General features: G+C 58.3%; 29 protein-coding genes and 1 pseudogene. 3 read left to right on the top strand and 27 right to left on the bottom strand.

Annotated features, from left to right (window positions below; all coding sequences use genetic code 11):
* Nucleotides 1–181 precede the first annotated feature (181 nt).
* The 3 genes from ACR52_RS21300 (at nt 182) to ACR52_RS30515 (ending at nt 2,891) form a co-directional block, all read left to right on the top strand.
* Nucleotides 182–394, top strand: coding sequence for a hypothetical protein (locus ACR52_RS21300; RefSeq protein ID WP_048729136.1), 213 nt, complete (start codon nt 182–184; stop codon nt 392–394).
* Nucleotides 395–988: 594 nt separating this feature from the next.
* Entirely contained in the window at nt 989–2,230 is a 1,242-nt protein-coding gene (locus ACR52_RS21295) for an AAA family ATPase (protein WP_048729133.1), read from the top strand.
* Complete coding sequence (locus ACR52_RS30515; RefSeq protein ID WP_048729131.1) at nt 2,223–2,891, top strand: HNH endonuclease; 669 nt, start codon at nt 2,223–2,225, stop codon at nt 2,889–2,891. The genes ACR52_RS21295 and ACR52_RS30515 overlap by 8 nt, the downstream gene beginning before the upstream one ends.
* A gap of 320 nt (nt 2,892–3,211) precedes the next feature.
* Here the strand turns inward: ACR52_RS30515 and ACR52_RS21285 are convergent, their stop codons facing one another.
* The 27 genes and pseudogenes from ACR52_RS21285 to ACR52_RS21165 form a co-directional block, all read right to left on the bottom strand.
* Complete coding sequence (locus ACR52_RS21285) at nt 3,212–4,006, bottom strand: DNA adenine methylase (protein ID WP_048729129.1); 795 nt, start codon at nt 4,004–4,006, stop codon at nt 3,212–3,214.
* 149 nt (nt 4,007–4,155) lie between these two features.
* Nucleotides 4,156–4,698: a lysis system i-spanin subunit Rz gene (locus ACR52_RS21280; RefSeq protein WP_048729127.1), complete on the bottom strand. Its 543-nt coding sequence runs from the start codon at nt 4,696–4,698 to the stop codon at nt 4,156–4,158.
* Complete coding sequence (locus tag ACR52_RS21275) at nt 4,680–5,243, bottom strand: glycoside hydrolase family 19 protein (protein ID WP_048729125.1); 564 nt, start codon at nt 5,241–5,243, stop codon at nt 4,680–4,682. The genes ACR52_RS21280 and ACR52_RS21275 overlap by 19 nt, the downstream gene beginning before the upstream one ends.
* A gap of 62 nt (nt 5,244–5,305) precedes the next feature.
* Nucleotides 5,306–6,349, bottom strand: a complete 1,044-nt coding sequence (locus ACR52_RS21270) for a phage late control D family protein (protein ID WP_048729123.1) — start codon at nt 6,347–6,349, stop codon at nt 5,306–5,308.
* 58 nt (nt 6,350–6,407) lie between these two features.
* Nucleotides 6,408–6,926: a hypothetical protein gene (locus tag ACR52_RS30510; protein WP_152687661.1), complete on the bottom strand. Its 519-nt coding sequence runs from the start codon at nt 6,924–6,926 to the stop codon at nt 6,408–6,410.
* A gap of 73 nt (nt 6,927–6,999) precedes the next feature.
* Nucleotides 7,000–7,206, bottom strand: a complete 207-nt coding sequence (locus tag ACR52_RS21265) for a tail protein X (protein ID WP_048729121.1) — start codon at nt 7,204–7,206, stop codon at nt 7,000–7,002.
* A complete protein-coding gene (locus ACR52_RS21260; RefSeq protein WP_048729119.1) occupies nt 7,181–8,026 on the bottom strand; it encodes a phage tail protein in 846 nt (281 codons plus the stop codon). Before ACR52_RS21260 ends, ACR52_RS21265 begins: the two co-directional genes overlap by 26 nt.
* A 9-nt stretch (nt 8,027–8,035) precedes the next feature.
* The gene (locus tag ACR52_RS21255) at nt 8,036–10,567 is read right to left on the bottom strand and encodes a phage tail tape measure protein (RefSeq protein WP_048729117.1); all 2,532 of its coding nucleotides are present in this window, start codon (nt 10,565–10,567) and stop codon (nt 8,036–8,038) included.
* A 140-nt stretch (nt 10,568–10,707) separates the two neighbouring features.
* Complete coding sequence (locus ACR52_RS31845) at nt 10,708–11,025, bottom strand: phage tail assembly protein (protein ID WP_236692173.1); 318 nt, start codon at nt 11,023–11,025, stop codon at nt 10,708–10,710.
* Nucleotides 11,026–11,037: 12 nt separating this feature from the next.
* Nucleotides 11,038–11,310 (bottom strand): annotated as a pseudogene (locus tag ACR52_RS31840) (phage tail assembly protein); the annotation flags it as partial.
* A gap of 14 nt (nt 11,311–11,324) precedes the next feature.
* Nucleotides 11,325–11,828, bottom strand: a complete 504-nt coding sequence (locus tag ACR52_RS21245) for a phage major tail tube protein (RefSeq protein WP_048729113.1) — start codon at nt 11,826–11,828, stop codon at nt 11,325–11,327.
* Between the two features lie 13 nt (nt 11,829–11,841).
* Nucleotides 11,842–13,014, bottom strand: a complete 1,173-nt coding sequence (locus ACR52_RS21240) for a phage tail sheath subtilisin-like domain-containing protein (RefSeq protein ID WP_048729112.1) — start codon at nt 13,012–13,014, stop codon at nt 11,842–11,844.
* 64 nt (nt 13,015–13,078) lie between these two features.
* Nucleotides 13,079–13,330, bottom strand: coding sequence for a hypothetical protein (locus tag ACR52_RS21235; protein WP_152687660.1), 252 nt, complete (start codon nt 13,328–13,330; stop codon nt 13,079–13,081).
* A 92-nt stretch (nt 13,331–13,422) separates the two neighbouring features.
* Nucleotides 13,423–15,432, bottom strand: coding sequence for a phage tail protein (locus ACR52_RS31075; RefSeq protein WP_082143197.1), 2,010 nt, complete (start codon nt 15,430–15,432; stop codon nt 13,423–13,425).
* Complete coding sequence (locus tag ACR52_RS21225) at nt 15,429–16,034, bottom strand: phage tail protein I (protein WP_048729108.1); 606 nt, start codon at nt 16,032–16,034, stop codon at nt 15,429–15,431. The genes ACR52_RS31075 and ACR52_RS21225 overlap by 4 nt, the downstream gene beginning before the upstream one ends.
* A 1-nt stretch (nt 16,035) precedes the next feature.
* Nucleotides 16,036–16,917 (bottom strand): baseplate assembly protein, encoded by an 882-nt coding sequence (locus ACR52_RS21220; protein WP_048729106.1) that lies wholly within the window; start codon nt 16,915–16,917, stop codon nt 16,036–16,038.
* The gene (locus ACR52_RS21215; protein ID WP_048729104.1) at nt 16,914–17,240 is read right to left on the bottom strand and encodes a GPW/gp25 family protein; all 327 of its coding nucleotides are present in this window, start codon (nt 17,238–17,240) and stop codon (nt 16,914–16,916) included. Before ACR52_RS21215 ends, ACR52_RS21220 begins: the two co-directional genes overlap by 4 nt.
* A gap of 5 nt (nt 17,241–17,245) precedes the next feature.
* A complete protein-coding gene (locus ACR52_RS21210; RefSeq protein WP_048729102.1) occupies nt 17,246–17,443 on the bottom strand; it encodes a hypothetical protein in 198 nt (65 codons plus the stop codon).
* A 46-nt stretch (nt 17,444–17,489) separates the two neighbouring features.
* Nucleotides 17,490–18,065: a phage baseplate assembly protein V gene (locus tag ACR52_RS21205; protein WP_048729100.1), complete on the bottom strand. Its 576-nt coding sequence runs from the start codon at nt 18,063–18,065 to the stop codon at nt 17,490–17,492.
* Nucleotides 18,062–18,580: a hypothetical protein gene (locus ACR52_RS21200; protein ID WP_048729097.1), complete on the bottom strand. Its 519-nt coding sequence runs from the start codon at nt 18,578–18,580 to the stop codon at nt 18,062–18,064. Before ACR52_RS21200 ends, ACR52_RS21205 begins: the two co-directional genes overlap by 4 nt.
* Nucleotides 18,573–19,229 carry a hypothetical protein gene (locus tag ACR52_RS21195; RefSeq protein WP_048729094.1) on the bottom strand — a complete coding sequence of 219 codons (657 nt, stop codon included), beginning with the start codon at nt 19,227–19,229 and terminating at the stop codon, nt 18,573–18,575. The genes ACR52_RS21200 and ACR52_RS21195 overlap by 8 nt, the downstream gene beginning before the upstream one ends.
* Nucleotides 19,226–19,546, bottom strand: coding sequence for a head-tail joining protein (locus ACR52_RS21190; protein ID WP_048729092.1), 321 nt, complete (start codon nt 19,544–19,546; stop codon nt 19,226–19,228). Before ACR52_RS21190 ends, ACR52_RS21195 begins: the two co-directional genes overlap by 4 nt.
* A gap of 2 nt (nt 19,547–19,548) precedes the next feature.
* Entirely contained in the window at nt 19,549–20,544 is a 996-nt protein-coding gene (locus ACR52_RS21185; protein WP_048729090.1) for a major capsid protein, read from the bottom strand.
* 64 nt (nt 20,545–20,608) lie between these two features.
* Entirely contained in the window at nt 20,609–20,947 is a 339-nt protein-coding gene (locus ACR52_RS21180) for a head decoration protein (RefSeq protein ID WP_048729089.1), read from the bottom strand.
* Complete coding sequence (locus tag ACR52_RS21175; protein WP_048729087.1) at nt 20,944–22,074, bottom strand: head maturation protease, ClpP-related; 1,131 nt, start codon at nt 22,072–22,074, stop codon at nt 20,944–20,946. The genes ACR52_RS21180 and ACR52_RS21175 overlap by 4 nt, the downstream gene beginning before the upstream one ends.
* Nucleotides 22,071–23,552 (bottom strand): phage portal protein, encoded by a 1,482-nt coding sequence (locus ACR52_RS21170; RefSeq protein WP_048729084.1) that lies wholly within the window; start codon nt 23,550–23,552, stop codon nt 22,071–22,073. Before ACR52_RS21170 ends, ACR52_RS21175 begins: the two co-directional genes overlap by 4 nt.
* Complete coding sequence (locus tag ACR52_RS21165; RefSeq protein WP_048729082.1) at nt 23,552–23,758, bottom strand: phage head-tail joining protein; 207 nt, start codon at nt 23,756–23,758, stop codon at nt 23,552–23,554. Before ACR52_RS21165 ends, ACR52_RS21170 begins: the two co-directional genes overlap by 1 nt.
* Nucleotides 23,759–23,794: the final 36 nt, after the last annotated feature.

The raw sequence follows: 23,794 nt of genomic DNA, 5'->3' as shown, positions 1-23,794 counted from the left end.
ACCGCTCCACTCTCCCGCCGCTTCTCCGTCGCCCCGATGATGGATTGGACATAGCCTTCTTCAAAACCACCGCTAGCTATGCCTACCGGGCATTGAGCGGCCGATCTCGTAGCAATTTCTAAGCAAGCATCAATTTGGTAGGCCCCTGCTATGCTTAGCCCTTTTCTATGAGATAGCACACATGTCAGGGGAATACTCACTTCCGGATTTGCTTGAACGAATGTACGAGAATCAGCTCGCGTTAGAAGCAGCTCTGATGGAATTGGCTCTCCAAAGCGAAAAGCAAGGCTTGGATGAGGTTGGTAATAACGTACGTGGTGCGCTATTCGTGATCGGCGAAAACGCTGGGCACATCAAGCAGGGCCTGGCGAAGCTACGAACCGATCGTCTCTGACAAAGCACACCCCGATTGTGTAGGGGCATCGGGGGGATTTTGGAGGCAGGCCCTTGGTTACTGGCTGTAACTTTCGTCCACGGCAGGTTGTGTAAAAGCATAATAGGCATTGGATGGCATAGATCGGCGTATGGTTTGCCCCATACGAGGTCTCGGGACCCAATCTCCTCTGCCGTCCGGCGATGATCGAACGTCGCAATTTGAAATCACCCCAGCAAATTGATCATCAGGCGCCGAAGCCCCGCCCTTGCAGCGATTTCCAACCAGTCCAGCCAGTTGCTATGCTCACAGTTTACGGTCGCTTCAGGCAACCCTCATTATGAGAGCTATAATTTTTTTAGATCTGAGATCTTTTAATCTCGACAATGGCGGTGGTGGCAGAAAAAAGCGCCGAGGTGGACGCGATCTACCAATTGCCCAGGCGGTTTGCCATATCGGTATATTCAGAAAGGAAGTACCAACCATTTTCTCAACGAACCTGCTCACCCAAGACCGGTTAGCTCCAAACGGCCGATTTTCTGAAAGGGCGCTAAGGTAATTATCAGATCGGCAAAAAAACGCAAAAACACTACCAGTCATAAAATGGAGTAGTCCGTGAAAAAGTATATCGAAAGAATTTACGGAACAATTGAAAATAAGAACATTAAAATTGACATCAACACTAAAAACAAAAACCTAATAATTACCGGGCCGAATGGCTCAGGTAAAACTCACTTCCTAACAAACTTACATCAAACAATAAAAAACCACATATTGATGAGCGAACAAGACACATACGAATACAAAATCAAAAGAATCCCAGTTATCGAACAACTACTTAAAAATATAAAAGTTAAAACTGACAATTTTTACAATCTAACTTCAGAGTTGCGCGCTTTAAAAATAAACTTACGTTATCACGATTCAAAGCTAAACATTTGCACTCCAGACTTTCGGGAACTCCGCTCAAAAACTGAGGATCTTTCAGCGGTAAATCTACTATTTTCTGCTCATCGCCAAGCTGGTATTACTACGTCCGATGCAGCTCGCGGCTTAGAAAACGAAAAAACCATTTATAGATCGGAAATGAAACATAACAGAGTAGGAGGCTCTCTCGAAAAACATTTAGTAAACTTAAAAACGCGAAGCGCATACGCCATAGCCCATGAACGTGATTCTTCTGTAGCTCAGCTTATTGAGAGGTGGTTTAGCGATTTAGAACAAAACTTAAAGTTTCTCATGGAAGATGAAACGACAACTCTGAACTATAATCCTGACACGCTAAAATTCACCATTAGACGAAAAAACAAACTCGATACAGACCTGCAATCCTTATCATCAGGATACGCCTCGATACTTGATATTTACAGCGAGCTTTTAATGCGCGCCGCTTATTTAGAGATCCCCCCAAACACTCTTAGCGGCACAGTTCTGATTGATGAATTAGAAGTACACCTACATGTCTCTCTCCAACGACTCATATTACCATTCTTAGAAAACTCCTTTCCAAACATTCAATTCATTATCACAACACACTCTCCATTTATTTTAACCTCCATCAGCAATTCAGTTGTGTACGACATGGGGACCAACGTCACTACAGATAAAGACCTATCCCTCTATTCATATTCGGCAGTTATGGAGGGATTATTGGGAACCAGAACCACTTCAAAAATACTGGACGAAATAATCAGTGAAATAGCCGCAATCACTCAATCCAAAAACGGCAATACTGAAAAATTACGCCAATACATCAAAAAAGTTAGCGCATCCGAAAATTCCCTTGATAATCGCTCCAAGGCTTTTTATCTGATGGGGGTTAATAGCATTTTGGATGAGGACCAGAAAGATGTTTAAAGTTAGTCGACCTACCACGCCCCCAAGCTGCACAAAAAGCTCAGGCTACAACACCGCTGAAATAGTTAAAACTCTTTCTCAAATATTCCAAGGCAAATGCTATTTATGTGAACAAATAAATCTTTCCGACCCTGAAATCGAACATTTAGTTCCACACGAAGGGGACGATGAAAAAAAATTCGACTGGAACAACCTTTATTATTCTTGCAGCAGATGCAATAGCATAAAAGGCTCTAAGCATAAAAATATTCTAGACTGCTGCGACAGCAATACGGAAATTTTTAAGTCCCTACAATTCAGCATGCCGGGACACCCAGACCACAACATACGTGTCAATGTCGTCGAATCTTATAAAAACGAAGCCACTCACAACACTGCTGCTCTACTTGAAAGATGCTACAACGAAGCGGCTACCGGATTACGAGGAATTACGAGAAGCAACCTAATTGATAAAATATTTGACCACTTCTGCGACCTGCTCATATTACGTCAAATAATAGTCAACATTAAATCCACAAGTAGTGAGATACAGTTCGCCAAAGATAGACTGGCCGTCATGCTCGAAAGCTCGTTCCCATTTTCGGCCATTTGGAAATGGCATCTCCTACAAGATGAAAAATTACTGGATAAAACTCGCGACCTCATTCAGCCCCACCTATAAATCCAGCACCTATTCACATAGCTGCAAATAGTCGAAGTAGTATATTACAAGCCAGCCAACCAAGACCAAGCCCCATACAGCGGGGCTTGCGTTGCGTAGGATGAAGTCTTGATTTTATTACCAATACTAATCAGAGCTCCCCTTCAACCTCTCAAGCCCAGTACTAATAGAAAACTCCTTTCTGACATAGACCTTATCTTGCAGATTGGCCTCACTACAACTAATTTCGATAATTCAAGGAAGAGCAAATTTACTTCCTTCCTTAAGAAACTGCCTTTACCCCTATCCTTACGCTATATCACGGCGGATGGCCCTGGTAATTAAAATAGCACCCCCAATGCCGCAGGCTCCCAATTCATGACAACCAACTCCCCGCTCACCTCAGCCTTCCTATGTCGTTGGTTGGCTGCGGTGTATCGGATGTCCAAGGTCTCGAAGTGAAAACCATCAAACACCTGCCGGATGTCCGGATGATCGTTGATGCTAACCATCACCTTCCCTTTGCAACGCCGCATGAAATCAGCCATGCGCTCGTAATTCTCAAACGGAAAATCCACGCCATATCCCGCCGTCTGCCAGTAAGGCGGATCCATGTAGTGGAAGGTGTGGGCACGGTCGTAGCGTTCGGCGCAGTCCAACCAGGGCAGGTTTTCAACGTAGGTGCCGGACAACCGCTGCCACGCCGCAGATAGGTTCTCCTCGATCCGCAACAAGTTGATAGCCGGACCAGTGGTCGCGGTACCAAACGTCTGCCCCGTCACCTTGCCGGCAAAGGCATGGTGCTGCAGGTAGAAGAACCGAGCGGCGCGCTGGATGTCGGTGAGGGTTTCAGGACGGGTCATTTTCTGCCACTCGAATACCTGGCGCGAGCTGAGCGCCCATTTGAACTGGCGCACGAATTCTTCCAAGTGGTTCTGCACCACGCGGTACAGCGTCACCAGGTCGCCATTGATGTCGTTGAGGACTTCAACCGGCGCGGCCTGGGGCCGCATGAAGTAAAGCGCGGCACCGCCGGCAAACACTTCGACGTAGCATTCATGTGGTGGGAAAAGCGGGATAAGGCGGTCGGCCAGGCGGCGTTTGCCGCCCATCCAAGGGATGATGGGTGTGGACATATAAAAGCAAGACCTTTGCTGTATGGATAAACAGTGCTAGGCTCGCTCCGCTTTGTGCACGAAGCAGGAGCCTTGGCTGGACTTGCAGGGACTATCTGCAGGGAAGGTGGCCGGGTTGGATGTTGACGCATCCTGCCCGGCCGCTCCTTTTACTTCGGTGTAGAGACTTCTTTTGCGTAGGCCTGACAGGCCCGCAGGGCGATCATTCCTTGGTCGCCGGCATCGGTGATTCCGATAATTCGTTGAGCATGCGCTGGGTCAAGTTGGGCTCTTGTGGTGCCATGAACCACGCGGCCGGTGGCGGTGGTGGATAGCACTGAACAGCCGCTGGTGGCGTCGGTGGCGGCGAGTACGACTGACAGCTGCAGATCAGCAGTAGCCAGGCGATCACGCAGACGAGCCTGTTTCGTTTGCTCATCGGTCAATTCCTTGTGGTGGGTTTGGTCTTTGTTCTGCAGGCGCTGCACTAGGGCAAAGCGCTTGCCTTGCTCGGTACGCTGCAGGGCGGCAGACGCTTGTGATAACTCGTTAAGGGTGTCCGCATGTAGCCGGGCCTGGCGCTCCAACTGCTGGCCGTAACGCCAACCTTGAACGGTCCAAGCCAATGCAGCGGAGCCGGCAGCCAACATCACCAGCAACAGGCCGACCGCCGCAATCCGGTATTGCGTGGGGATCAGGTCGAAGAGACGCATAACACTGCCCTCGCCCTGGCCCAAAGTTGCAGCCGATCCTCCAGGCCGTTGAGGCCACCGTTGATTCGGCGGGTGATCGTGTTGAACTGCTCTTGATCCGCGAGCGCGTTCAATCCGTTTATCGACCAGAACCATGCAGCCGATTCGGCGGCCCACTGCGGCAGTTCAAGCAGCTCTGGCGTGCGCAGCAATCGCTCATCGCCGAACAGCGCCAAGCTACAGCGCAGGTAGTTGTCGTGACCGGTGATCTGGATCAGCCCACGGCCGCGATAACGTTGACCGTCACCATCGGCGACGGGAGTGTTGCCCAGCTTGGCGGCCAGTGTGCCGGTGTCGTACTTGCTGAGGTACTGATCGCCCCCCAGTTCACGCACGTACTGCAGTTGGCCCGACTCATGGCCGATCTGGGCAAGGAACGCCGCCTGGCGCTTCGGCGTATCGATCTTGCGGTTGCTCATGGCCGTGTTTAACGCGGAAACAAAAACGCCCGCTTGGCGGCGGGCGTTGGGCATGATGCGTTGGAGTTGTTGCTCGGTAATGGACATCGCTTTTTCCCAGGCAAAAAAAGACCGCTCGATGGCGGCGGGTGTGAAGCAGGTACGGCCAGTTACAGCTCCAGGACTTTGACCTCCTTGGACTTCTTCTTTTTCTTGCCGGCCGCCTTGGCCTTACCCTTCTTCCCTGCATTGCACTCGACCGTTGTACTCCAGCCGGACTGGGTGAACACCTGCTCCACCGAGTCGACCAGGAACTCCCCGTCCAATCCATCCTTGAAGCCCTGCGCGTTGATCTGCCGCTCAGCAAACAGGTCCGTCCGCCCCACCATCTCCAGCCGCACCTCGGCTGTCGAGCGATTGAACGCGGCGAGCCGGGCCTTCACGGCTTGCTCAGCGGCGGATTTGTTCGGGTGGATGTGGCGGTCGGTGTGAACCGGCGGCAAACCTACCGGCGCGTCGTCGTTGTCCAGGGTCAGGTTGACCAGCTCGCCGGTTTTCTTGTCCTGGTACTTGGCTTTGACGGCCTTTTGGGTGGTGCGGTCGGGGAAGCGGAATTGCCAGCGGCTGACGTCGCTGCGCAGGAGTGTGATCGCCGGCAGGCTCTTGCCGCTGGCGGTCTGCCCACTTTGGCGAGGCAGCACCAGAAGCTTGCTGTCGGCGACCTTGGCCGTGCAGTCGTAGCCTTTGGCGAGTCGGGTGATGAAGTTGTAGTCCGACTCATTCAACTGGTCGGCCCGAGGCACGACCGTGGTGACCGGGCATTCAGGCTTCCAGCCATTGCGTGCAGCGATGTCGCTGACGATCTTGGACAGAGGTACATTTTCCCAACTGCCACTGCGGGTGGTCTTGCCGCTACCGCGCATGTCGCTGGCCTTACCGCGAATGACCAGGGTGTCGGGCGGGCCTGACACCTCGATGTCGTCGACCGTATAGCGGCCCAAGCGCGCCAGTACTTTGCTGTCGTAGCCGAGGTATATCTCGATAGCAGCGCCTTTCTTGGGAAGCGCCACGGCGCCGTCACGGTCATCGATGCGCAACTCGAACTCGTCGGATTCCATGCCGGGCTTGTCGAGTGTGCGCAGCAACAGCAGGCGGTCGTTGATCAGCGCTGTTACGTCAGAGCCGTCGGCGACGATCCGAAAGATGGGTTTCAAAATTCTGCTCTCCAGAAACAACAAAGCCCCAATAAAGGGGCCGTGGCGTATGTGAAAATTATGCCTGCCGATATTTCAATGAGCCAAGCTCACTACGACGTAAAGCCCTCTCCTTATCTCTACGAACTGAACGCGGAGTAGACCTGTCGATACGTTTTTTACCTTTATGAGAATATGGATTAAAGCGAATCAGCATCCTCACAAAGAAGTTTTGCTCCAACCAGAGCACTTCAAAAACAAAAACTGGAGCTGCGTACAGTGACACCACAAACGGCACGTATGTCATTTTCACCTCACCAGCATAACCAGTAAATGCAATGAGACAGACTGTCAAAACAACCGAAATCAAAAACAAGACGAAGTAGACCCCTGAAGTCATGATTTCATGATTAACAGCAACCGAGTTAAAGCGTATGCGTCTGATTTTTTTCAAACGTTTCACCCTACCGCTTTGCATCCATTGCATACCAAGTCGAGGTACTAACTTAAACACGGCCAGTAAGACAACACCTATGACAACATTGAGGCAAGCACTAACCCACCACTTAACACTTAGAAAATCTGAAAAATAGTCCATGCGACGCACAATCTCCCTTGAGTGAGAAAAGGTGAATCTAATCGTTTGCCAAATGGGTATCCAGAAAAACCAATCAATCCCACAACTGCACCTGCTCGACCGTGGCCTGCTCAATGTCGGGAAAGGTGATCAGCAGCCCGGTACGCAAAGGCTGCGGTTCATCCGCCAGCAACCGATTGGCCGCAACCACCGCCTCGACCGTGCCATTGAGGTGCCCGTAATGCTGATAACACAGGGTGTCGAGCAGGTCGCCGTCAGACGTTCTGCATATCATCGCCATAACGCGTGAACTCCAAACTAAAGGTTTGCTTACGCGGGATCCCGCCAGCCAGCAGCGCGCCCTGCTCTTCCTCCAGGCTGCGTAAGCACCAGGTGCCCAGAACAAAGCCGTAGCCGGTGGTCAGGTTTAACGGCAGCAACTGGGCACCGATGGAGCGCAAAACGTCCAGTTGCTTGAGCCCCCCTTTGAACGCGGGAAAAATCGCGCCCTTGAGGCTTAGCTTTTCCTCGCCCAGGCCCACGGCTTGCTGCGCCGGTCGACGACTGAGGCGCTCTTGCGAGGCCCAGCGAAACTCTGTCTGCCGGCGAAGTTCGTCGAACGCTGCCGTGTCCAGGTTGAAGTAGAACGGCTGCGCGTTGGTTTGCAGCGGCTGCAAAATCAGCAGGTGCGGAAACGGTTTGACCGCTTCCGCCATCGGCGTGGCATTGGGCGCCAGGGCGCTGGTGGGCAGGATGTTCGCCAGCCTGGGATCGACCTTCCCGGCAACTTGGTTGATTGCCGTCCCGGCCCGGTAGGCTTGTTCCTTGAGCGTACCCATACGTTCATCAATGCCTGACAGCGTGCGAGTGGCTTTGTTGTAGGTTGCCAGCACCGTCCCAACCTTGGATTGAGCCGCACCGATTCCACGCATGACACGCTGCAGCTTTGCGCCAACCTCAGGTGGCACGCCCGGCAGGCTGGCGATCTCCTCGGCGGCGCCGGAGATCTCGCTGATCGCACCATTCACCGGGCCGATCATGTCGTCAATGCTGTGCCGGCCAGCCTCCCCGGCCTTGACCAAAGATTTAAAGCCGGACTGCAACTGCTCCATATAAGTCATCGCTCCCCCTTAAACATGTGGCGCGTCGAACAGGTTGCGTCGTGCCTGCTCCCGGCTGAATTCTTCAAACAGCTGACGCATGTGCGGCATCATTTCCTGCGCCAACTGCCGTGGATCCTTGACGTCCCCCTGAACCGTGACACCCACGGTCGGGGAGAATTGCCACTGCTGATCAATCCGAGGGGGTTCCGGCTTCGCGGCAACTCCAGCGCTGAGCACTGCAGGTGCGAATGCCGCCGTTGGAGCAGACGCCAACGAGCGCGACACGTCGCCCAAGGCCGGCCCAGGTGCAGCGGGCGCCCTGAGCATCAATGGACCTGCCGACAATGGCGGCGCCATCTGTGCCAAGCGCGGCATTGGAGCCGCACCAGGTGGCGGCAACCGCAACGGCGAAGGCTGAACCGGCAGCACCAAGCGCTCGGCCGGTGCGTCCGGTCCACCGAATGCGGCCTTGCCAACTACGCTGCCCAGTTCACCGCCGCCCCAACTACCGAGGAACCCGCCGATCAATCCGCCAACAACCGTACCGATGACCGGCACCACCGAACCAATCGCGGCCCCAGCTGCTGCACCAGCCAATGTCCCGGCCAACGTGCCAGCAGCGTTGCCATAGCCTTCGGCTTTTTCGTCGCGGGTCTCTGCATTTTGATAGGTGTCAGCAGCGATCAACCCCGCCTCGATCAGCGCCATGGGTGCACCGACCTTGGCGAACCCCAGCCCCTTACCCATCATGGCCTTAGGTGCAAACCTGCTGGCAACTGCTTCGACCGGCGCGGCAGATGCGACACTAGCAATTGCTCCACGGCCACCTCGCCCCCTGCGGCCTTTGCCCCGTCGGCCTTTTTTTCCTTGCCCATCAAGCCCACCACCATCCAGCCCACCCACGGGCATATTGGTCACGATCACTTTCTGCGGAATATTGGGATTGCCCATCAACGAGCCGCGGGCGACATTGAGCATCCCTTTACCCATCTTGTACGCACTCGCTGCAGTGCCCAAGGCTACAATGCCCGCAGCCAGCACCGTCGCGCCACTGATGACCGGAGGAAACTTCACTGCTAGCTCGCCAAGCCCATACGCCAGTTTCGCTAACCCGTCTGCCGCCAAGTCAGTCAGCGGCCGCAACGCATCTCCTATACTTGTCATCGACGATTCAATGCCGGCAGTCGCGGTGGCCCACTTCCGGTTGGACGTCTCCCGCTCCTTTGCAGCATCAGCCTCGATCTTGGCCTTACCATCCGTCTTCTCGATGGTCGCCATATCAGCCTTGATCTTGTCGCCATATTTGATCTGCGCGAGCAAACCCGCACTGGCGCTCTGATCACTGACGATGTTCGCCAACCCCGCCGCCTCGGTCAGCGCGATCATGGCCTGCGCTTCCTCTGCACTGCCATCGACCGAGCCTTTGATCTTGGCCTTCAGCGCCTCGATTTTCTTGGCCTTGGCGGGATCCTGCTTCCTGATCAACTGCTCGCTGAGCATGATGAACGCATCGACCGGGTTCGCCGACTTGCCGCTTTTGGTGGCCGCGTTGATCGAGCCGGCCAGGTCATAGCCTTCCTTGGCAAACCGTTCCTGGCTGGTGTTGCTGATCACTGCGTTGAGCAGGTTGTTCATGTTGGTAGCCGCAGCCGCCGCGTCCTGGGTTTGCGAGAACTGTGATTGCAGGCTGGCACCGAGAAAACGCACCGCCTCGGGGCCTTCCATGCCCAGGCGCTTGATGTTGCCGAGCATGGCCGGCAGGTACTTGGCCATCTCCTTGGGGCCGAACGCGCCGATGTCACCGGCCGCCGCCACCTGCCCCAGCATGGCGGCCATGTCACCCTGCTTGACCCCGGCCTCCTTGAAGGAGTTGATCAGGGTGGCGATGGTTTCGGGCTCCATGCCCTGGCCGTCGATCAGGTCGGCGATCTGCCCGGCGTAACCGGCGGCCACGTCCCAATCCACACCCTTTTCGATCAAGGCGCCGACCGACTGGGCCAACAGTTGCTGGCTCATTCCCTTCTCTGCCGCGACCTTGCTGATGCTCGCTGCCAGCTCGGCCTCATCGCCGGTACCGGCAGTGTGAGCCCACAACGACATCTGGCGGATTTGAGCCTGGTAATCGCCGGAAACCTTGGTCGGGATCGCCAACGACGCCGTGAGTGCCGCTGCTTTGCCGAGGGAGTTCTTCATGCCCTCTTTGCCCTGCTGGATCTGCGTGTGGCCCAGCGCCTTGAGTTCGGCGCCACGCGCTACCTGGCCGAGGGCCTGGTATTCCTTGCGCAGTTTGCCGACTTCAATGCCTTGCTCTTTCAGGGTCTTGAGATTGCCCTCAAGCTTTCGCAGTAGGCCATCGGCCGAAGCTGAGCCCGTGTCGTGGGCTTTTTTCCATTCGTCACGCAGGCGGATCGTGTCGCCGATGGTGCTTTGCAGCACCCGGGCCTTGGTGCCGGTTTCGCCGAGTTTCTTGATGCGGCCTTCAACGTCCTTGAAGGCGGCGCCGACTGTGGAGCTGACGACGCCGCCGATGACCAGGCCGAGCGCCAGGTTGTTTGCCATGAGAACACTCCAGGCAGGGATGCGGGGCTCAGTCCGTGAGCCACCAGATCATCGTGGAAAAGGGCATGGTCTCGATTTCATTGGCGGCAAATGAATAATGCGTCGCCAAGCGTTTCGCGACCTGTCGCTGCAGGGAGGCGCTAAACCCCGTCATCCTGCACCAGGCGAAAGTAGGCGGCTTGCAGCCGCTGGTAGTCCGTCAGCTTGAGCCCCTCCAGATCCTTGGTGTTGGATTCAGAGAGGCTGGCAAGCAGGATTGTGTCGCGCTGATCGTCGTCACCATTGGAAGCAGAGGTTGCGGCACGCACGTCGCGCACGGTGGGAGCGCGCAACACCAGGCGGTCGAGCTTGATGTCGTTGACGTCATAAGCCTTGGACAGCGTGACCACTGCGCCATCAGGGCCGACGACCAACCAGGTCGGCGTGTCGTCCCGGTCTTCGGGAAAGCCGGCATCCATCAGCAGCCGCGAGTAGCCGGACTGCACACGTGCGTAGTCCGTCAGCTTGAGCCCGTCGATGTCTGCTGTGCCCGCATCCGCCAGGGATGCGAACAACGTCACCTCGCACAATACGACGTCGCCACCACCAATCGCGTCAGAGGCACGGACTTCACGCAAGGTCGGAGCGCGCAGGGTCAGTTGGTCGACCTTTACGCCGTTAACATCGCTTGGGCGCGTCAACGTGATCGTCGCAGTATCCGCCTCGACGGTGAGCCAGGAAGGCAGCTTTTTCAGTTTTTTCATGAGAGCAATTTCCCTTACATACCTAGGTCGCGACGGACGCTGGCGAGTTGATCGACACCGTTGATAACCCGGACGCAGTTGATTGGATCAATCTCGAACATCAGGCGACCACCTACTTCGAGTTTGTAATAGCTAACCGCGACGGCGTACTTGAACTCGCCCGCCTCCCCGGCTTTCCAGTCGCCCGGATCAATCTCTTTGAGCATGCCGCGCAAGGTGGCAACCACCGCCGTGGTCGCGCCTTTCTGTCCTTTGAAGGAACCACGAAACACCGCGTTGAATGCTGTCTGGTCGGCCAGGCCGTAAAATTTCATGGCCTCAGGGCGCGCACCTTTGCCGGCGAAACTGGCTTCCAGCTTTTCCATGCCCTGGTCCATCTCCACCGGGGCATCCATGCCACCAGCGCGATGCTCTTCGGTTTTCAAGGTGAGTTTGGGGAGCGTCACACTGGTCATCTCCCCGTTAAAGGCGACGCCGTCGATATGGGCGTTCATGTTGTAGAGCGTTTGCGGAACCATCTGCGGCTCTCCTTTATGCGTTGGTGTCGAGGACTTCGGTCAGCCACTGGTTGGTGACCTCGACCCGGAAGTTGGGGTTTTCTGCCGGCGGCACGTCGGTGAAACGGATGTTCCAGTACACCTTGCCCTGCTCCAGCTGGCTGGCCGTGTTCAGTGCGGGGTCTGCGAACACCTCGAAGTTGATCACCGCACCCTGGTTTTTCAGGTCGCGCATAAACGCCGCGAGGCCTTCGGTCACGTCACTGACATAGGTCCTGGTGATCGAGCGGTCGACCGCCCATTTGTGGCCGTAGAGGATCGCGTCCATCACGATGTCCATGGTCCGCACTCGGGTGACGAACGCCCACTTCGGATCGCTGGAACAGGTGCGGTTGCCCCACAGGCGGTAACCGTCATCGCGGATGATCGTGGTGATCTGCGCATTGTTGAGCAGGTTGGCCCGGCAGGTTTCGTCGCCGTCCAGAAACTCGATGGGGCGACCGGTGCCGGTGATGCCAACGAACTCTTTGTTCGACGGCGAGGCCCAGAAGCCGTACTCCGAATCGGTCCAGGCGAAAAGCCCGGCGACCCAGGCGGAACCCGGGGCATTGACGGTGGCACTGAGTGCGGTGTCCCAGTACTGCACGCCTGGATCGACGAAGAACACGCGCTTACTGCCGAAGTTTTCGCGGTATTCCATCGCGGCTTCGTCGGTGGTGTTGGGGCCGTCGATAATTGCCATGGCCCGCAGCTTTTCGCTTAAGGCCACCAACGCCGTGGCGACGGGCAAGGTTGCGGTGTGCTTGGGTGCAGCCAGCAATCGAGGCTGCGCGTTGAAACGGCTCTTGCCGTCGAGCAGCGCCTGCATGCCGGTACGGGTGCCGTTCGCCAGGACGCCGCCGATGATGGCCGAGGTCTGCGCGGCGGCGTCCGCCAGTTTTTCCACGCCGCAGGCGACGATTACCGCCTTGGAGCGAACGTAAATCGCCTTTACCGCTTTGGTGATTGCCGCATTTTCACCCCAGGCAGCGATGGCTTCGCTTTCGCGGGTGATTAGCATCAGTTGATTGGGTAAGGCACTGACAGCGGGACCAGGGGTGAAGGTGTCGCAGAGGCCGATGATCGATGACGAGGGCACCGCGATAGGCCGCGTGCCGGTGTCGACGTTGGTCACGGTGACGCCGTGAAAGAATCCACTTGCACTCATGTTTGAACTCCAGAAACGAGAAAGCCCCCAAGGCGGGGGCTTCAATTAGAAAACTGACAGCGCCTTAGGCGGCGTCTTTCACATACGGCCACGGGAAGGCGCGTTGAATCTCTGCGAAACGATCCAGGCCACGCTGCTTGGCCGCCTCCGACGCCTCGGTATTTCCCAACAGCGCCTCGCGGCTTGCCTCTGAGAAATAACGATCCGACCCGATCAGAGGGTCGGCGTACGCCCGCAGACGCAAAGCCTCGATTTGCTCAATGGTCGGGGGCAGCAAAGCCGGATTAAGGTGATCGAACACTTCAGCAGCGCTCATGGGCACAAGTTCCTTACCGATACACTCATCGTCCGAACCGTCTGCCGCGAAAGCGAACACCTCCCCCGTTTTTTTGTGCCGGCAATATTTCATCAGCGCAACTCCGCCCAAGTGGTAATCGTATCGTTAGTGTCCTGCCGCTCAGCCCTGTACGTCGCACCAGGAGGGACGATTCCTGACACCCAATTCTGAGAGCTAGCACTAAGGTAGGTCTCTGCGATTTTTACGCCACCAACGTACAGCGATATAGAGAAGTTCCCCGCTACCGGATCACGAGCGACGACATTTACCTGAATTGGTTTTCCGGTGTTGTTGGTATAAGTCGTAGCCCATGCTCGACTGGCGGTTACGTCCTGCCAGGCCTGACCGATACCGAGGGCCGAAGCCGCCAAACGTCGCGGGCTCACCCATGTCGAACCAGAAACGCCCGCCGCCATATCGGCAGCTGTCGCCTCGCTCAAGTTCGCGTTGTGCCAGAACTCACACCAGACCGAATAGGTATCACCGCCAGAGGTACGAGCAGCAAATCGACGCTCAGTTGCTGATGCGATCAGCTGTAGCGAGTAAGAGGCACCACCACTAACATCAACTACGCACCGACTCTGCCCCCACCCTGATGGCAAGTTGGAAACGCCATTGGGGGTGACGAACTTCCCGCCAGTCTTATAACCGTTGAGGTCAACCACATCGGATACAAATTGATTACCGATCCCCCAGCCAGCATTGTCCGCAAGACTCGAAAGAACAGGGCTTGCGGCCTGCTTTCCTGCGAGAGCGCTGGAAACCGTAGTGGCATAGGCGTTGATGGCGGTCCACGTAAATGCACAGGTCGACAGCTGGGTGTTGGTGGTGCCCGGTGACGCCGTGGGAGCGGTCGGCGTATCGGTAAAGACCGGACTTTTCAGGTTGGCCTTTAGCGTCGGGTCAAAGTTCGACGAATTCCATAAGCTGCACCAGGCAAGAACGCCCGTCGGGTCTTTGCGCCGAAAGGCCATTTCATTACTGCCAAGGCTCCAGGCCAGGGTGAAACCGTAGTCACCCATAACCTGATTGAGCGCGCCCGAACCTGAAAATCCAGGTGGCCGACCGCCTGTAGATCCACCACCCAGCGAATAAAGCGCTGTCTTGGTAACTTCGGCGTAATCAGCTGCCGAAAGGCTCTTTGCGAAACCGTCAATAATTCCATAGCCGTCAAGCGTTGTCGGATTCGTACCGCCGATAACACGACCGTACTTGTCCACTGTCACCCGTGCATAAGCCCCAGCGCTGATACCCGTGCGCCCTGCGACCATCTCAAAGGAAAGCGCGGTGGTTCCCAGGACAATCGGCGCATCCGTCACCAGTTGCCAAACGCTATCGCTGTTTACCGTGCCCCTTTCCACGCTGACAAACAGCCCCGGTGTCACCTCAATGCTGGTATCCGCATCCAGGGCGCGCTTCCATACCCCGGACGCTGGTACAACATAGATGCCGTTGTCCTTGCCCTGGGTCTGACTTTTTACCAGCACCCGCGCGCCGGCTGCCAGCAGCTCCCCATCGATGGTCTGGATGCCGCTCAGCACGATATTGGTCGTGGTAGCCACAAGCACCGAGTGTTTGTAGTCCAGCTTGTTCAACGCCTCGGTGAGGGCTAGGTCAACATACTCACGCGTTGCCAGCACCACCGAAGGGTCAATCTTCAGCACGATGTTTGCGATGCTGGAAACGATGAAGTTCATCCGTACGATCTGTGTGCGGCCCGAACCTTGATCCAGCGCTGGCTTGAAGCTCGGCGCGCAGTTGGAAACCGCGACCAGATCGCCGTCAGAGTCGTACAAGCCGATCTCGCGGATCCACCAGCCGCCGATGTCTGCCGGGATCACCTGCTCGGCGATGATTACCGCCGCATTCACCGGATCAACGAGCAACTGATTCAATGGCGCTCGGCGCTGCTCGTTGATCAGTTTAGTCTGGGTCGCACTGGGGACCGGGTCGGTTCCGTTTGCATCCCCGACGCCCAGCGCCGTGAGGTTCCAGGGAATGCCCAAGGCATTGGCGTTAGCCAGCTTCGCGGCCCCCACGTTGGTGAGGATCGCCATAAATTGCGAGTTGCGATCAATCATGGGTAAACGTCCAGAGTGTCTATGCTGTGTTCGCGACCGGCCATGCTGATGTAGCCAGTGACTTCAATGTCACGCTGCATGGGTGGGTACACGTCGATTACGTCGCCTTCGTAGAGGGCAACACCGATGTTTATGGCGCCTTGGGTTTCCAGGCTGATCGCCAGGCCGGTCAAGGGGCGACTGACAGGCTTGGCGTCGTCGATCAGGCGTTCCAGCTCCAGGTACATCTCTTCGGTGATGCCGGTGTCTAGCACCCCGACCTTCAAAGCGAAGGTGCCGGGGACGCCTTTGGGCGTGGTCTGAAACCACTCGATGACGTCGATCAAGTAGCCCAGTGGCTCGACCACCCGCCGCAGGGCGCCGATGGTGCCCTTGTGCGCATGCACGTAGAACGCCGAGCGGATGGCCGAACGCTTGATAGCTTCCGACCACCTGTTGTCCCAGCGGTCGACCGACCAAGTCCACGCCAACCAAGGTAGCAACTGCACCGGGCAGGTGTCCGGGTTGTACAAGGTGCGCAACGGGATCTCTGTCTTTTCGGCGAACGCGGCTTCAATGGCACGTTCCAGCTGCGTGCTGTTCAGGGGTAACAAGCTGCTCATGTCATCCTCCTAGAACCACGCTGAACCCAGTGCAATACGCCGCCTGATACTTGGTCGGTTTCAAGTCAACCCAGTTTTTCAGCTCTACCCGTCCGACACCGCTGATGTGTAGCTGAGCGTCGACGCCGGAGCGGGCGACTTCCAACGCCAGGCGTTTACGTGGGTTGATCCAGGCAGCCAAGCGTTTAATGGCTTCGGTCAGGATCGCGTCGTTTTCCGGACCGGCGCCGATCATGTGCAGCACGGCGTCGATCCGGTATTCCAGGATCTCGGCGCTCTGCACTATGAGACGGTCGCCCACCGGGCGGATGTCGTCGTCGCTGAGCTTCACGTACACCTGATCAAGCAGAGGCTGTTCAGCCTTGCCGCTGCCGATCAGGCTGAGTACGGTCACCACCACTACAGCCGGTGACGGGCTTTCCGCCGTGGCATCAGCCACCAACGCCGAGGCGTTGCGTGCGTGGAAGATGTAGCTGTTGCGCGGGCCAGCCGTGGTCAGCCCTTCGTAGACCAGCTGTATCCGCTCGCGCAGGGCATCGTCCGATTCCCGAACCTCTTCGACCGGCGGCACCGCCAACAGGTTGGCCGGTTGAATGACCAAGCGCTGCAGCTTGACGTTGCCCGCGAGCTGATCGAGATCTTCCTTTTCCGCGTAGGCCAGCAGCAAGGCCTTGGCCGCATCATTGACCCGCGCCCGGTTCTGCATCTTGCCGTAGGCGCCCAACTCCACCAGCTTGACCACCGGGTCGCTCTCCAGCGCCGCCGACCAGTTGTCGCCCATGAACCCGCGAAACGCCGCGAGCCCTTCGTCGTACAGCGCTTCGTAGTCCAGGGTCTCCAGCACCTGCGGCGCCGGCAACGCCGATAAATCCACCGTGCTCATGCCGACACCTCCAACAGCAGGCTTTCGCCCTGATATTCGCCGGTCAGCTTGAAGTCGATGCGGCCACCGACGATGGCGACGACCTGCACCTGTTCCAGCTTTAGCCGCGGCTCCCAGCGACCCAGCGAGCGGGCCACCTCAGCCTGAACGGCGCTTTTCCAACCACCGTTGACCGGCAGGTCGACGAAGCGCCGGATCTGGCTGCCGTACTCAGGTCGCATCCGCCGACTACCCACGGGCGTGGCGAGAATGTCCTCGATGGACTGCCGGAGATGGTCGAGCCCGGACAGCGGTTTGCCGGTGCGGCGATCCATTCCGATCATCGGGATTACTCCTGCACCAGTTCCAGATCCGGGTGGGCCTTGAGGAGCGCGAACTGCTCATCGCTGCTGGCCGTTACGCGCCCCTTGCTCACCGGCGCCGTGCTGCCATCGGGGAATACCAGGGTGCGCGAGGTGAAGAGCGTGTCGCGGAACATACGGCCAGGTCCGATGGGCTCCAGGCTTTCGGGTTTGGTCTTGCTCATGAACGGATGCTCCTAAAACGAAAAACCCGCACAGGGCGGGTATGGGTCAGTGTTTGTGGTTCGGCGTGTTGCCACCGGCATCGATGACTTTGCCGGCACTGTTGATGTCGCCGGTCGTGTTCAACGTGCTGTTGATCTGGGTCGCACCGTCGATGGTGACCGTGCCCACCAGATTGATCTCGCCCGATACCAACCGCGTACTGCTCGGCGTCATCTCCAACACCGAGTCGCCAACCTTGATCGTGACGTTGCCCGCCGGCAGGTCGATGGTGTAGCTGTGTGCCGCCCAGTCGTAGACCAACGAGCCGCCGTCATCGAAACGCCAAACCTCGACGTGATCACGGTTGTCCGGCTGGGCACCGGCATTGCCGTACAGGCCAGCGATGAACGTGCCCATAGCCGGCTCCCCGCTGGGACTGATCAACGCGCCCTGCTCGCCCAGGCTCGGCACCCTCCAGTGGCGTGCCTTGCCAGCGGCTTGGCTGTGCCAACGCACCCAAGCGCTGGTCCAGTCGCCCGACTGCACACGCACCGTGGCGGTCGACAGGTCCACCGCCACGACAACGCAGGGCATCACCGTGGAAGCGATCATCCGATCATGCTGCGCCGTGGCATAACTCATTGCAGATCCCCCGGTTCGATCTGCCCAACGCCCGGCCCCAGGTCGATGACCAAGGTCCCCGGCGGTTCATCCGGCCACGGCCATTCCTCAGCGCCCAGGTAAACCGTCTGATACCACTCCACCAGCCAGACGAAGTACCCGTCCAGCTCGGGTTTGGTCCAGTCCTGGGTGGACCTTACAAACTGAGCGCAGTCGACCTCCAGGCCCCAGCTCTGCGCACGGAGAAGCACGGCGAGTTGAGAGGCCAACTGCACCGCCTGACGCTGCGGATCCACGCTAATCGAATCGACGATGATCCGCGCCTCGAACTTGCAGGTCAGCGCGGTTTCACCCGTACCGATATCCTGCGCCGGCTCCATCTCGGCCATCTCCAGCAGCACCACGGGCGTTGGGATGCTGGTCTCTGCCGATAGATCCGGCCAGAACGACACGCCCTGAATTCCCGGCAACTGCTCCTGCAGGTGTTGCTCGATGGCCTCATACAAACGGTCGAGGCTGAAGGGTTGATCAGACACGGGCGGTCCCCTTGAGGTACTTCTGCAGTTCAAAGTTGAGTTCTTGCTTGAGGATCTCCAGCAAGCGTTCGTCAGCGCGTTTGACCCAGCTATCAAAGTGCGGTCGCACCTGGTCCAGCGAGACCTTGGCTTTCGCCAGCGGGAAGCGGTTGTCGCTTTCCGCCACGAAGCCGGAGCTGCGCCGGCCCTGCGTACTGCCGGGATAGTCCGTGGCGTTGAAGTGCTTGCTCGACGTGCGGATCCAGATGTCGGGACTACTGCCATACACCTGTTTGAAGAACGCGCCTTGGTAACGCCGCCCTGCCACCGATACACCGGCGCGAGTTTGCCGGGCCTTCCCGATCCGGCTGGCCTCGATAGCGTTGACCCCGAACCACAACTTGCCGCGCATCGCCCCGCCGCTGACCGGGTAAGCCCGCAGGCGCTGCCGGACGGCGCCGATGGCGATGCGTTCCTGCCTGCCCACGGCACGGGCAATGTGGGTGCGCAGCCAGCCCAGCGTCTTGTTGATTGCACGACGCTGAGCCGCTGCCGCTGCCTTGGGTACCAGTTGGCCAAACTCGCGTAAGGCCTGGGAATGCACCGCCGATGGCAGGATGTTAATCATCCCGCTGTCGCGGTTTTGCTGCACATAGCTACCGACGCTCATGGACGCTTCCTCAAGATCAGGGCCACCAGGCCGTCGCCGCCGGGCTCCAGTTGCAGCAGGTCGTAGTCGCCACCGCCGTCCGGTGACGGTAGGTCGATGGTGACTCGCAGCCCCTTGCTCAGCCCGTCAGAATCCTTCACGCGGATCTCAAAGCGAGGCTCCCTTAATCCGGTGTGGACCTTGCCGAACTGCGGTTGCTTCCACGGCGCCGCGAACATGCCCAACACCGGATCTGCGCGGCCTTCGATCAAGGCGCTGTCGCCCAGGGTTTCGAACACCACATCGTCGATGTCGTCGATCAGCTCGCGAAAGGCCACGGTCAGAGTTCCAGCAGGATCTGCGCCAGGGGCCGCGTGCACAGGTGCAACGGGTTGGACTGAGCTTCACCGGCCACGCCCTTGTTGAACGGCAGTGGCTCGATCTTGCTGTAGTACGGAATGCCCTGCGTGTTGACTGTTTCCATGTAGTCGGCCGGTGCGAACGACGAGATGTACAAGTCCGGGACGCCTTCGGGGATCAACAGCGCCTTGTCGTCGTGGACGAACGAAACACCCGCTACCTTGCCGCGATAGCGCTCCCAGACGATCCCGCCGAACTCGAAGCTTTCACGCGCATCGCCACGCAGGGACGCGGCTTGCATGGTGTTGAGATACGTCTCTTTAACCGAGCGGTGCACGATCAGCTTGTTCCAGAAGTTCTTGCCGCAGAAGGCGCGGGAGCCGGTGCTGGTGATGCTGCCCAGCGCTTCCTCTTGCATGTCGAGCGCTTCACCGGCGCGGACACGCAGCTCGGTTTCTGGATTGCCCAAGCCCATGGGTAGCTTCTTGCGAGTGACGCCAAACACCTTGTAGATGTCGAGCAGCGAGGTCTTGCCGTCCGCGTCCAGGATCTGCCCGTTCAGGGCGCCCATGCGCTGGAATTCGTGAGTCGCATCCAACTGACGGCGAGCTTTCGCCAGGCGCTTGTTGACCACATCCTGCACCGCCTGTAACTCGCTGCGCGTGCCAAATGCGCGGATGCCCTGGATCTCATCGGCCTTGATGGTGAAGCGTTCCGGCAGGTGCACGGTGTTGAAAGGGATTAGCGTTCGCTTGGTCCCGCCGACCACCAGGCCCGACGTACCGCGCTCACCCGCCGGCACAAGGGCCAGGGTGTCGCCGTCCTTCTCGATCTGCACGGTCAGAGTGCTGATGCCCTCTTCGCGGAACAGACCAAGGCTGCTGATGCGGCCCGGCAGGTATTCCTGGTCATTGATTGCAGCGGTCAACGAGGAGACGCTGAACGCATCGTCTTCAAAAATGGCGATCTCGGCCATGGGGGTACTCTCCAGAAACGAAAAATCCCGCACTCGGCGGGATGGATAAACGGGGGTGAGCGTCTTAGCGGACGATCACGAAATGAGTTGCCAGGGCTTTTTCGGCGGCGAGGTCGAGGCCAGTCAAATGCGCTTCGCTGACCTCGGCCAGCCGCACGATGGCACGACCACGACGCACAACATCCGACTCGCCCAGTGGCCCGTAAAGGATCGCGATGGCGTTTTCAGTACCATCCTCAGCGGTCGGCTGGTACGGGGCGAACTCACTGGTGAGGGTGACCAGACCAAGGATCTGACCCGGCTCCAGGGCTGCACCGGCGGCGACGTTGATCGCCTCGCGGGAAATGTTGCCTGCGCCCTCGGACAGCAGGAACTCACCTGCGTGCATCGATTCGATTTTCATGCTCTTGCTCCTTTCGAGGTTCCGTTCTGCGCCGCCTGACGGGTGGTCCAGATCGAGTGGGTATCAACCTGCTTGGCCTTGACCTTGGGTACAGGGTCATCGTCCAGCGGCAGGCTGTTGTTGATTTCGAAGCCGCCGCCACTGCCGACCAGTTTGTCGAAGAGACGCGCGCGAACTGCAGCTTCGTCCAAGCCGGCCGTAATAAATTCGCCAGTCAGCTCTGGCAGTCGGGCGGCGACACAAAGACCGTGCAAAGCTTTTGCCTTGATCAGTGCCGCCTGGATCACCGCTTCGCTTTCAAGCTTGGTGGCAGCCAGCAGCGGTTCCACCAGGTTGCTGATGCCTGCTGCTGCACAGCCTTGCGTGACCATCAGCGCCAGTTTCGCAGCGTCCAGCACCGGTGCCGGATCTGGTTCCGGCGGCTCGGCTTCCGGCTCCTCATCCAACTGGGCGAGCAGCTCGGCCGGGGCATGTTGGAAACGTTGCAACACGCTGCCCTGGCCGAGACAGGCACTGACCTTGAGGCCGTCGCCCACTTCATCGGCCAAGCCCAGCGCCACCGCCTCATTGGCCGTGAGCCAGGTTTCAGCGTTGACCATCCGCCGCAGCTCGGCTTCGTCGATGTTCGGCGCCTTGGCTTTGTAGGCCGCGATGATCGCTTCCAGAGTCTGGTCCAGCACATCCGCGACACGGCGGAAGTCTTCGGCATCGCCACCGGTGAAGGTGTAGGGGTTGTGGATCATCAACATGGCGTTGGCAGCGATCACCACCCGGTGAGCGCCACACACCGCAACACTGGCCGCGCTTGCCGCCAGCGCATCAATGCGCCCGGTGCAGCGCTCGCCCAAGCGAGACAGCGCGTTGTGGATCGCCAGGCCGTCGAACAGGTCACCGCCGATGCTGTTGAACGCAACGATCACCGGCGACATGCCGTCATCCATGGCGCGCAGATCCTGCACGAACTGATTGGCGGTGACGCCCCACGCACCGATCTCGCCATACACGAAGATCTCGATATTGCGCTGCTCGGCTTCGCCGCTGGCCTGGAAGGTATACCAGCTCTTGTCGGCGACCTTGACCTGCTTGCCCGCCTTGTCATAAACGCGGGGCTTGGCTTTTTTGCTCATGGTTGTTCCTTGTCATCGTTCAGCTCGATGGCATCAAGCGTGGTGTAGTTGAGGCCGAGGTCCGTGGACCTGGCGAGGTCGGCAGCGTTTTCAGCGTCGATGGTTTCGGCGTCGTAGCCGTTGCGCAGACACATCTCACTGCGCGAACCGAACCCCGCCTGAACTTCCATTCGCCGCGCCTGAACGTCCTGCACCGGCTGGATGTAGGCCCAGCCTTGCGGCACCCAACGTGTGCGCAGGTATTCACGCCGACGTTGCGCGTAGTCCGGCAGCACCAGGGCGCCGGACAGCACCGCCATGTCCATCCATGCAGCCCGCACCGGGCGACACAGCTGATGCACATAAACGCCGAACTGCAATTGCTCTAGGCGCCGCCGGAACTCGTTGAGCACCACTCGCAGCGCCCGGTCGTTAACCTCCCGCATGTCACCGGTGAGGATCTCGTAAGGCGTGCCCGAACCTGCCGCCGCAGCCATTAGCTGCTGCCGCATAAAGTCCGGGTAGTTGTTACCGGCGTCTGGTGGTTTGGAGAATTCCACCTCTTCACCGGGCCCCAGCTCCTGCATAGTGCCGGGCTCCAGGGCAACCATCGGCGTGAAGCCGTCGCGGTCGGTGACCAACAACTGCCCCGTAACGGGATCGCGTGGCTGTTGCCCACTGTCCGGCGCCGGACGCTTGATGAAGCCCGCGAACAGGTTTGCCACTTCCTGGCGGAACAGCACCGCATCATCGTAGTTGTCCAGGCTGCGCAGGCGCTTCAACACCGGAGCCAATCGCGGTACGCCGCGCAGTTGCCCTGGCTCCATCGGTTCGAAGATATGCAGCACCTGAGCCGCCGGCACACGCACCAACTGGTTGTAGCCAGCGTTCAACGACGACGAGTCGCGTGGATGGGACAGGTACATCCAGTACGCCACACGTTTGCCGGCCGGGTTGAACTCGATACCGGCGCGGATCACGTTGCCATTTTTCGCCGTCTCAAACTTGTCGTGCGGGACAAACTCAGGGGCCAGCGCCTGCAACTGCAGTGGCACCGCCAAACCTTCGCTTGGGCTGCGCGGCCGCAACCGCACAAAGCACTCGCCAGCGGTTTCAACGGTGCGCGCCACCAAGGCCTGCATGCCGTAGAAGTCGGTCAGCTCATCGGCGTCCGCCTCATCCACCCAGTCGTCCCACAGTTGCTGCTTCAACTTGCGCAGCTCCGCATCGTCCGTAGTCGGCCTCGGCGTAATGCCAGTGCCGATCAGGTTGCTGACGCGCTTGTCGATGACGTTGAACGCATAGGGGTCATTGCGCACCGCCGCCCGCGAACGAGCCCGCAGGTTGCGAAGCGCCGGGGTGTTGATGCTGTTGATGCCGTTGTCGGTGGCTTCCCAACTGGCCGAACGACGGCCCTCCGCGGCGCCTTCGTAACTGGCCTTGATGTTCGACGGCAGCAAGAATCCGTTACGGGTCAGCGTCGGATAATGTCGGGCCATTAGAGTCCTTTGCCTCCGTGGGTAAGCCGAACCACGCGAGAGCGCGGCCCGGCGGCGTTGGTCAGCGACGTGCGGATCTCGTCGCGGGCCTTGAGCAGTTCGTCAATCGAGCGGTACTCCACCGTGCGGTCGCTGTAGCGCACGGTCTTTTCACCGCGTGCGATGGCGCGCTCGATGGCTTCGAGGTGCTTTGGGGTAAACGACATTAGGGCTCTCTAGAGGTGGTAGCCATATGCTATAAA

Origin of the sequence: Pseudomonas fildesensis (assembly GCF_001050345.1) — a bacterium.
In the GTDB taxonomy this organism is placed as follows: domain Bacteria; phylum Pseudomonadota; class Gammaproteobacteria; order Pseudomonadales; family Pseudomonadaceae; genus Aquipseudomonas; species Aquipseudomonas fildesensis.
The sequence above is the reverse complement of the archived record's forward strand: the minus strand, read 5'-3'. Positions and strand labels throughout refer to the sequence as shown.

Bases quoted from the DNA above. Each gene is read 5' to 3' on its own strand.
- ACR52_RS21300 (WP_048729136.1), top strand. From the start codon at position 182: ATGTCAGGGGAATACTCACTTCCGGATTTGCTTGAACGAATGTACGAG.
- ACR52_RS30515 (WP_048729131.1), top strand. From the start codon at position 2,223: ATGTTTAAAGTTAGTCGACCTACCACGCCCCCAAGCTGCACAAAAAGC.
- ACR52_RS21285 (WP_048729129.1), bottom strand. From the start codon at position 4,006: ATGTCCACACCCATCATCCCTTGGATGGGCGGCAAACGCCGCCTGGCC.
- ACR52_RS21280 (WP_048729127.1), bottom strand. From the start codon at position 4,698: ATGCGTCTCTTCGACCTGATCCCCACGCAATACCGGATTGCGGCGGTC.
- ACR52_RS21275 (WP_048729125.1), bottom strand. From the start codon at position 5,243: ATGTCCATTACCGAGCAACAACTCCAACGCATCATGCCCAACGCCCGC.
- ACR52_RS30510 (WP_152687661.1), bottom strand. From the start codon at position 6,926: ATGGACTATTTTTCAGATTTTCTAAGTGTTAAGTGGTGGGTTAGTGCT.
- ACR52_RS21265 (WP_048729121.1), bottom strand. From the start codon at position 7,206: ATGGCGATGATATGCAGAACGTCTGACGGCGACCTGCTCGACACCCTG.
- ACR52_RS21260 (WP_048729119.1), bottom strand. From the start codon at position 8,026: ATGACTTATATGGAGCAGTTGCAGTCCGGCTTTAAATCTTTGGTCAAG.
- ACR52_RS21255 (WP_048729117.1), bottom strand. From the start codon at position 10,567: ATGGCAAACAACCTGGCGCTCGGCCTGGTCATCGGCGGCGTCGTCAGC.
- ACR52_RS31845 (WP_236692173.1), bottom strand. From the start codon at position 11,025: ATGGATGCCGGCTTTCCCGAAGACCGGGACGACACGCCGACCTGGTTG.
- ACR52_RS21245 (WP_048729113.1), bottom strand. From the start codon at position 11,828: ATGGTTCCGCAAACGCTCTACAACATGAACGCCCATATCGACGGCGTC.
- ACR52_RS21240 (WP_048729112.1), bottom strand. From the start codon at position 13,014: ATGAGTGCAAGTGGATTCTTTCACGGCGTCACCGTGACCAACGTCGAC.
- ACR52_RS21235 (WP_152687660.1), bottom strand. From the start codon at position 13,330: ATGAGCGCTGCTGAAGTGTTCGATCACCTTAATCCGGCTTTGCTGCCC.
- ACR52_RS31075 (WP_082143197.1), bottom strand. From the start codon at position 15,432: ATGATTGATCGCAACTCGCAATTTATGGCGATCCTCACCAACGTGGGG.
- ACR52_RS21225 (WP_048729108.1), bottom strand. From the start codon at position 16,034: ATGAGCAGCTTGTTACCCCTGAACAGCACGCAGCTGGAACGTGCCATT.
- ACR52_RS21220 (WP_048729106.1), bottom strand. From the start codon at position 16,917: ATGAGCACGGTGGATTTATCGGCGTTGCCGGCGCCGCAGGTGCTGGAG.
- ACR52_RS21215 (WP_048729104.1), bottom strand. From the start codon at position 17,240: ATGATCGGAATGGATCGCCGCACCGGCAAACCGCTGTCCGGGCTCGAC.
- ACR52_RS21210 (WP_048729102.1), bottom strand. From the start codon at position 17,443: ATGAGCAAGACCAAACCCGAAAGCCTGGAGCCCATCGGACCTGGCCGT.
- ACR52_RS21205 (WP_048729100.1), bottom strand. From the start codon at position 18,065: ATGAGTTATGCCACGGCGCAGCATGATCGGATGATCGCTTCCACGGTG.
- ACR52_RS21195 (WP_048729094.1), bottom strand. From the start codon at position 19,229: ATGAGCGTCGGTAGCTATGTGCAGCAAAACCGCGACAGCGGGATGATT.
- ACR52_RS21185 (WP_048729090.1), bottom strand. From the start codon at position 20,544: ATGGCCGAGATCGCCATTTTTGAAGACGATGCGTTCAGCGTCTCCTCG.
- ACR52_RS21180 (WP_048729089.1), bottom strand. From the start codon at position 20,947: ATGAAAATCGAATCGATGCACGCAGGTGAGTTCCTGCTGTCCGAGGGC.
- ACR52_RS21175 (WP_048729087.1), bottom strand. From the start codon at position 22,074: ATGAGCAAAAAAGCCAAGCCCCGCGTTTATGACAAGGCGGGCAAGCAG.
- ACR52_RS21170 (WP_048729084.1), bottom strand. From the start codon at position 23,552: ATGGCCCGACATTATCCGACGCTGACCCGTAACGGATTCTTGCTGCCG.
- ACR52_RS21165 (WP_048729082.1), bottom strand. From the start codon at position 23,758: ATGTCGTTTACCCCAAAGCACCTCGAAGCCATCGAGCGCGCCATCGCA.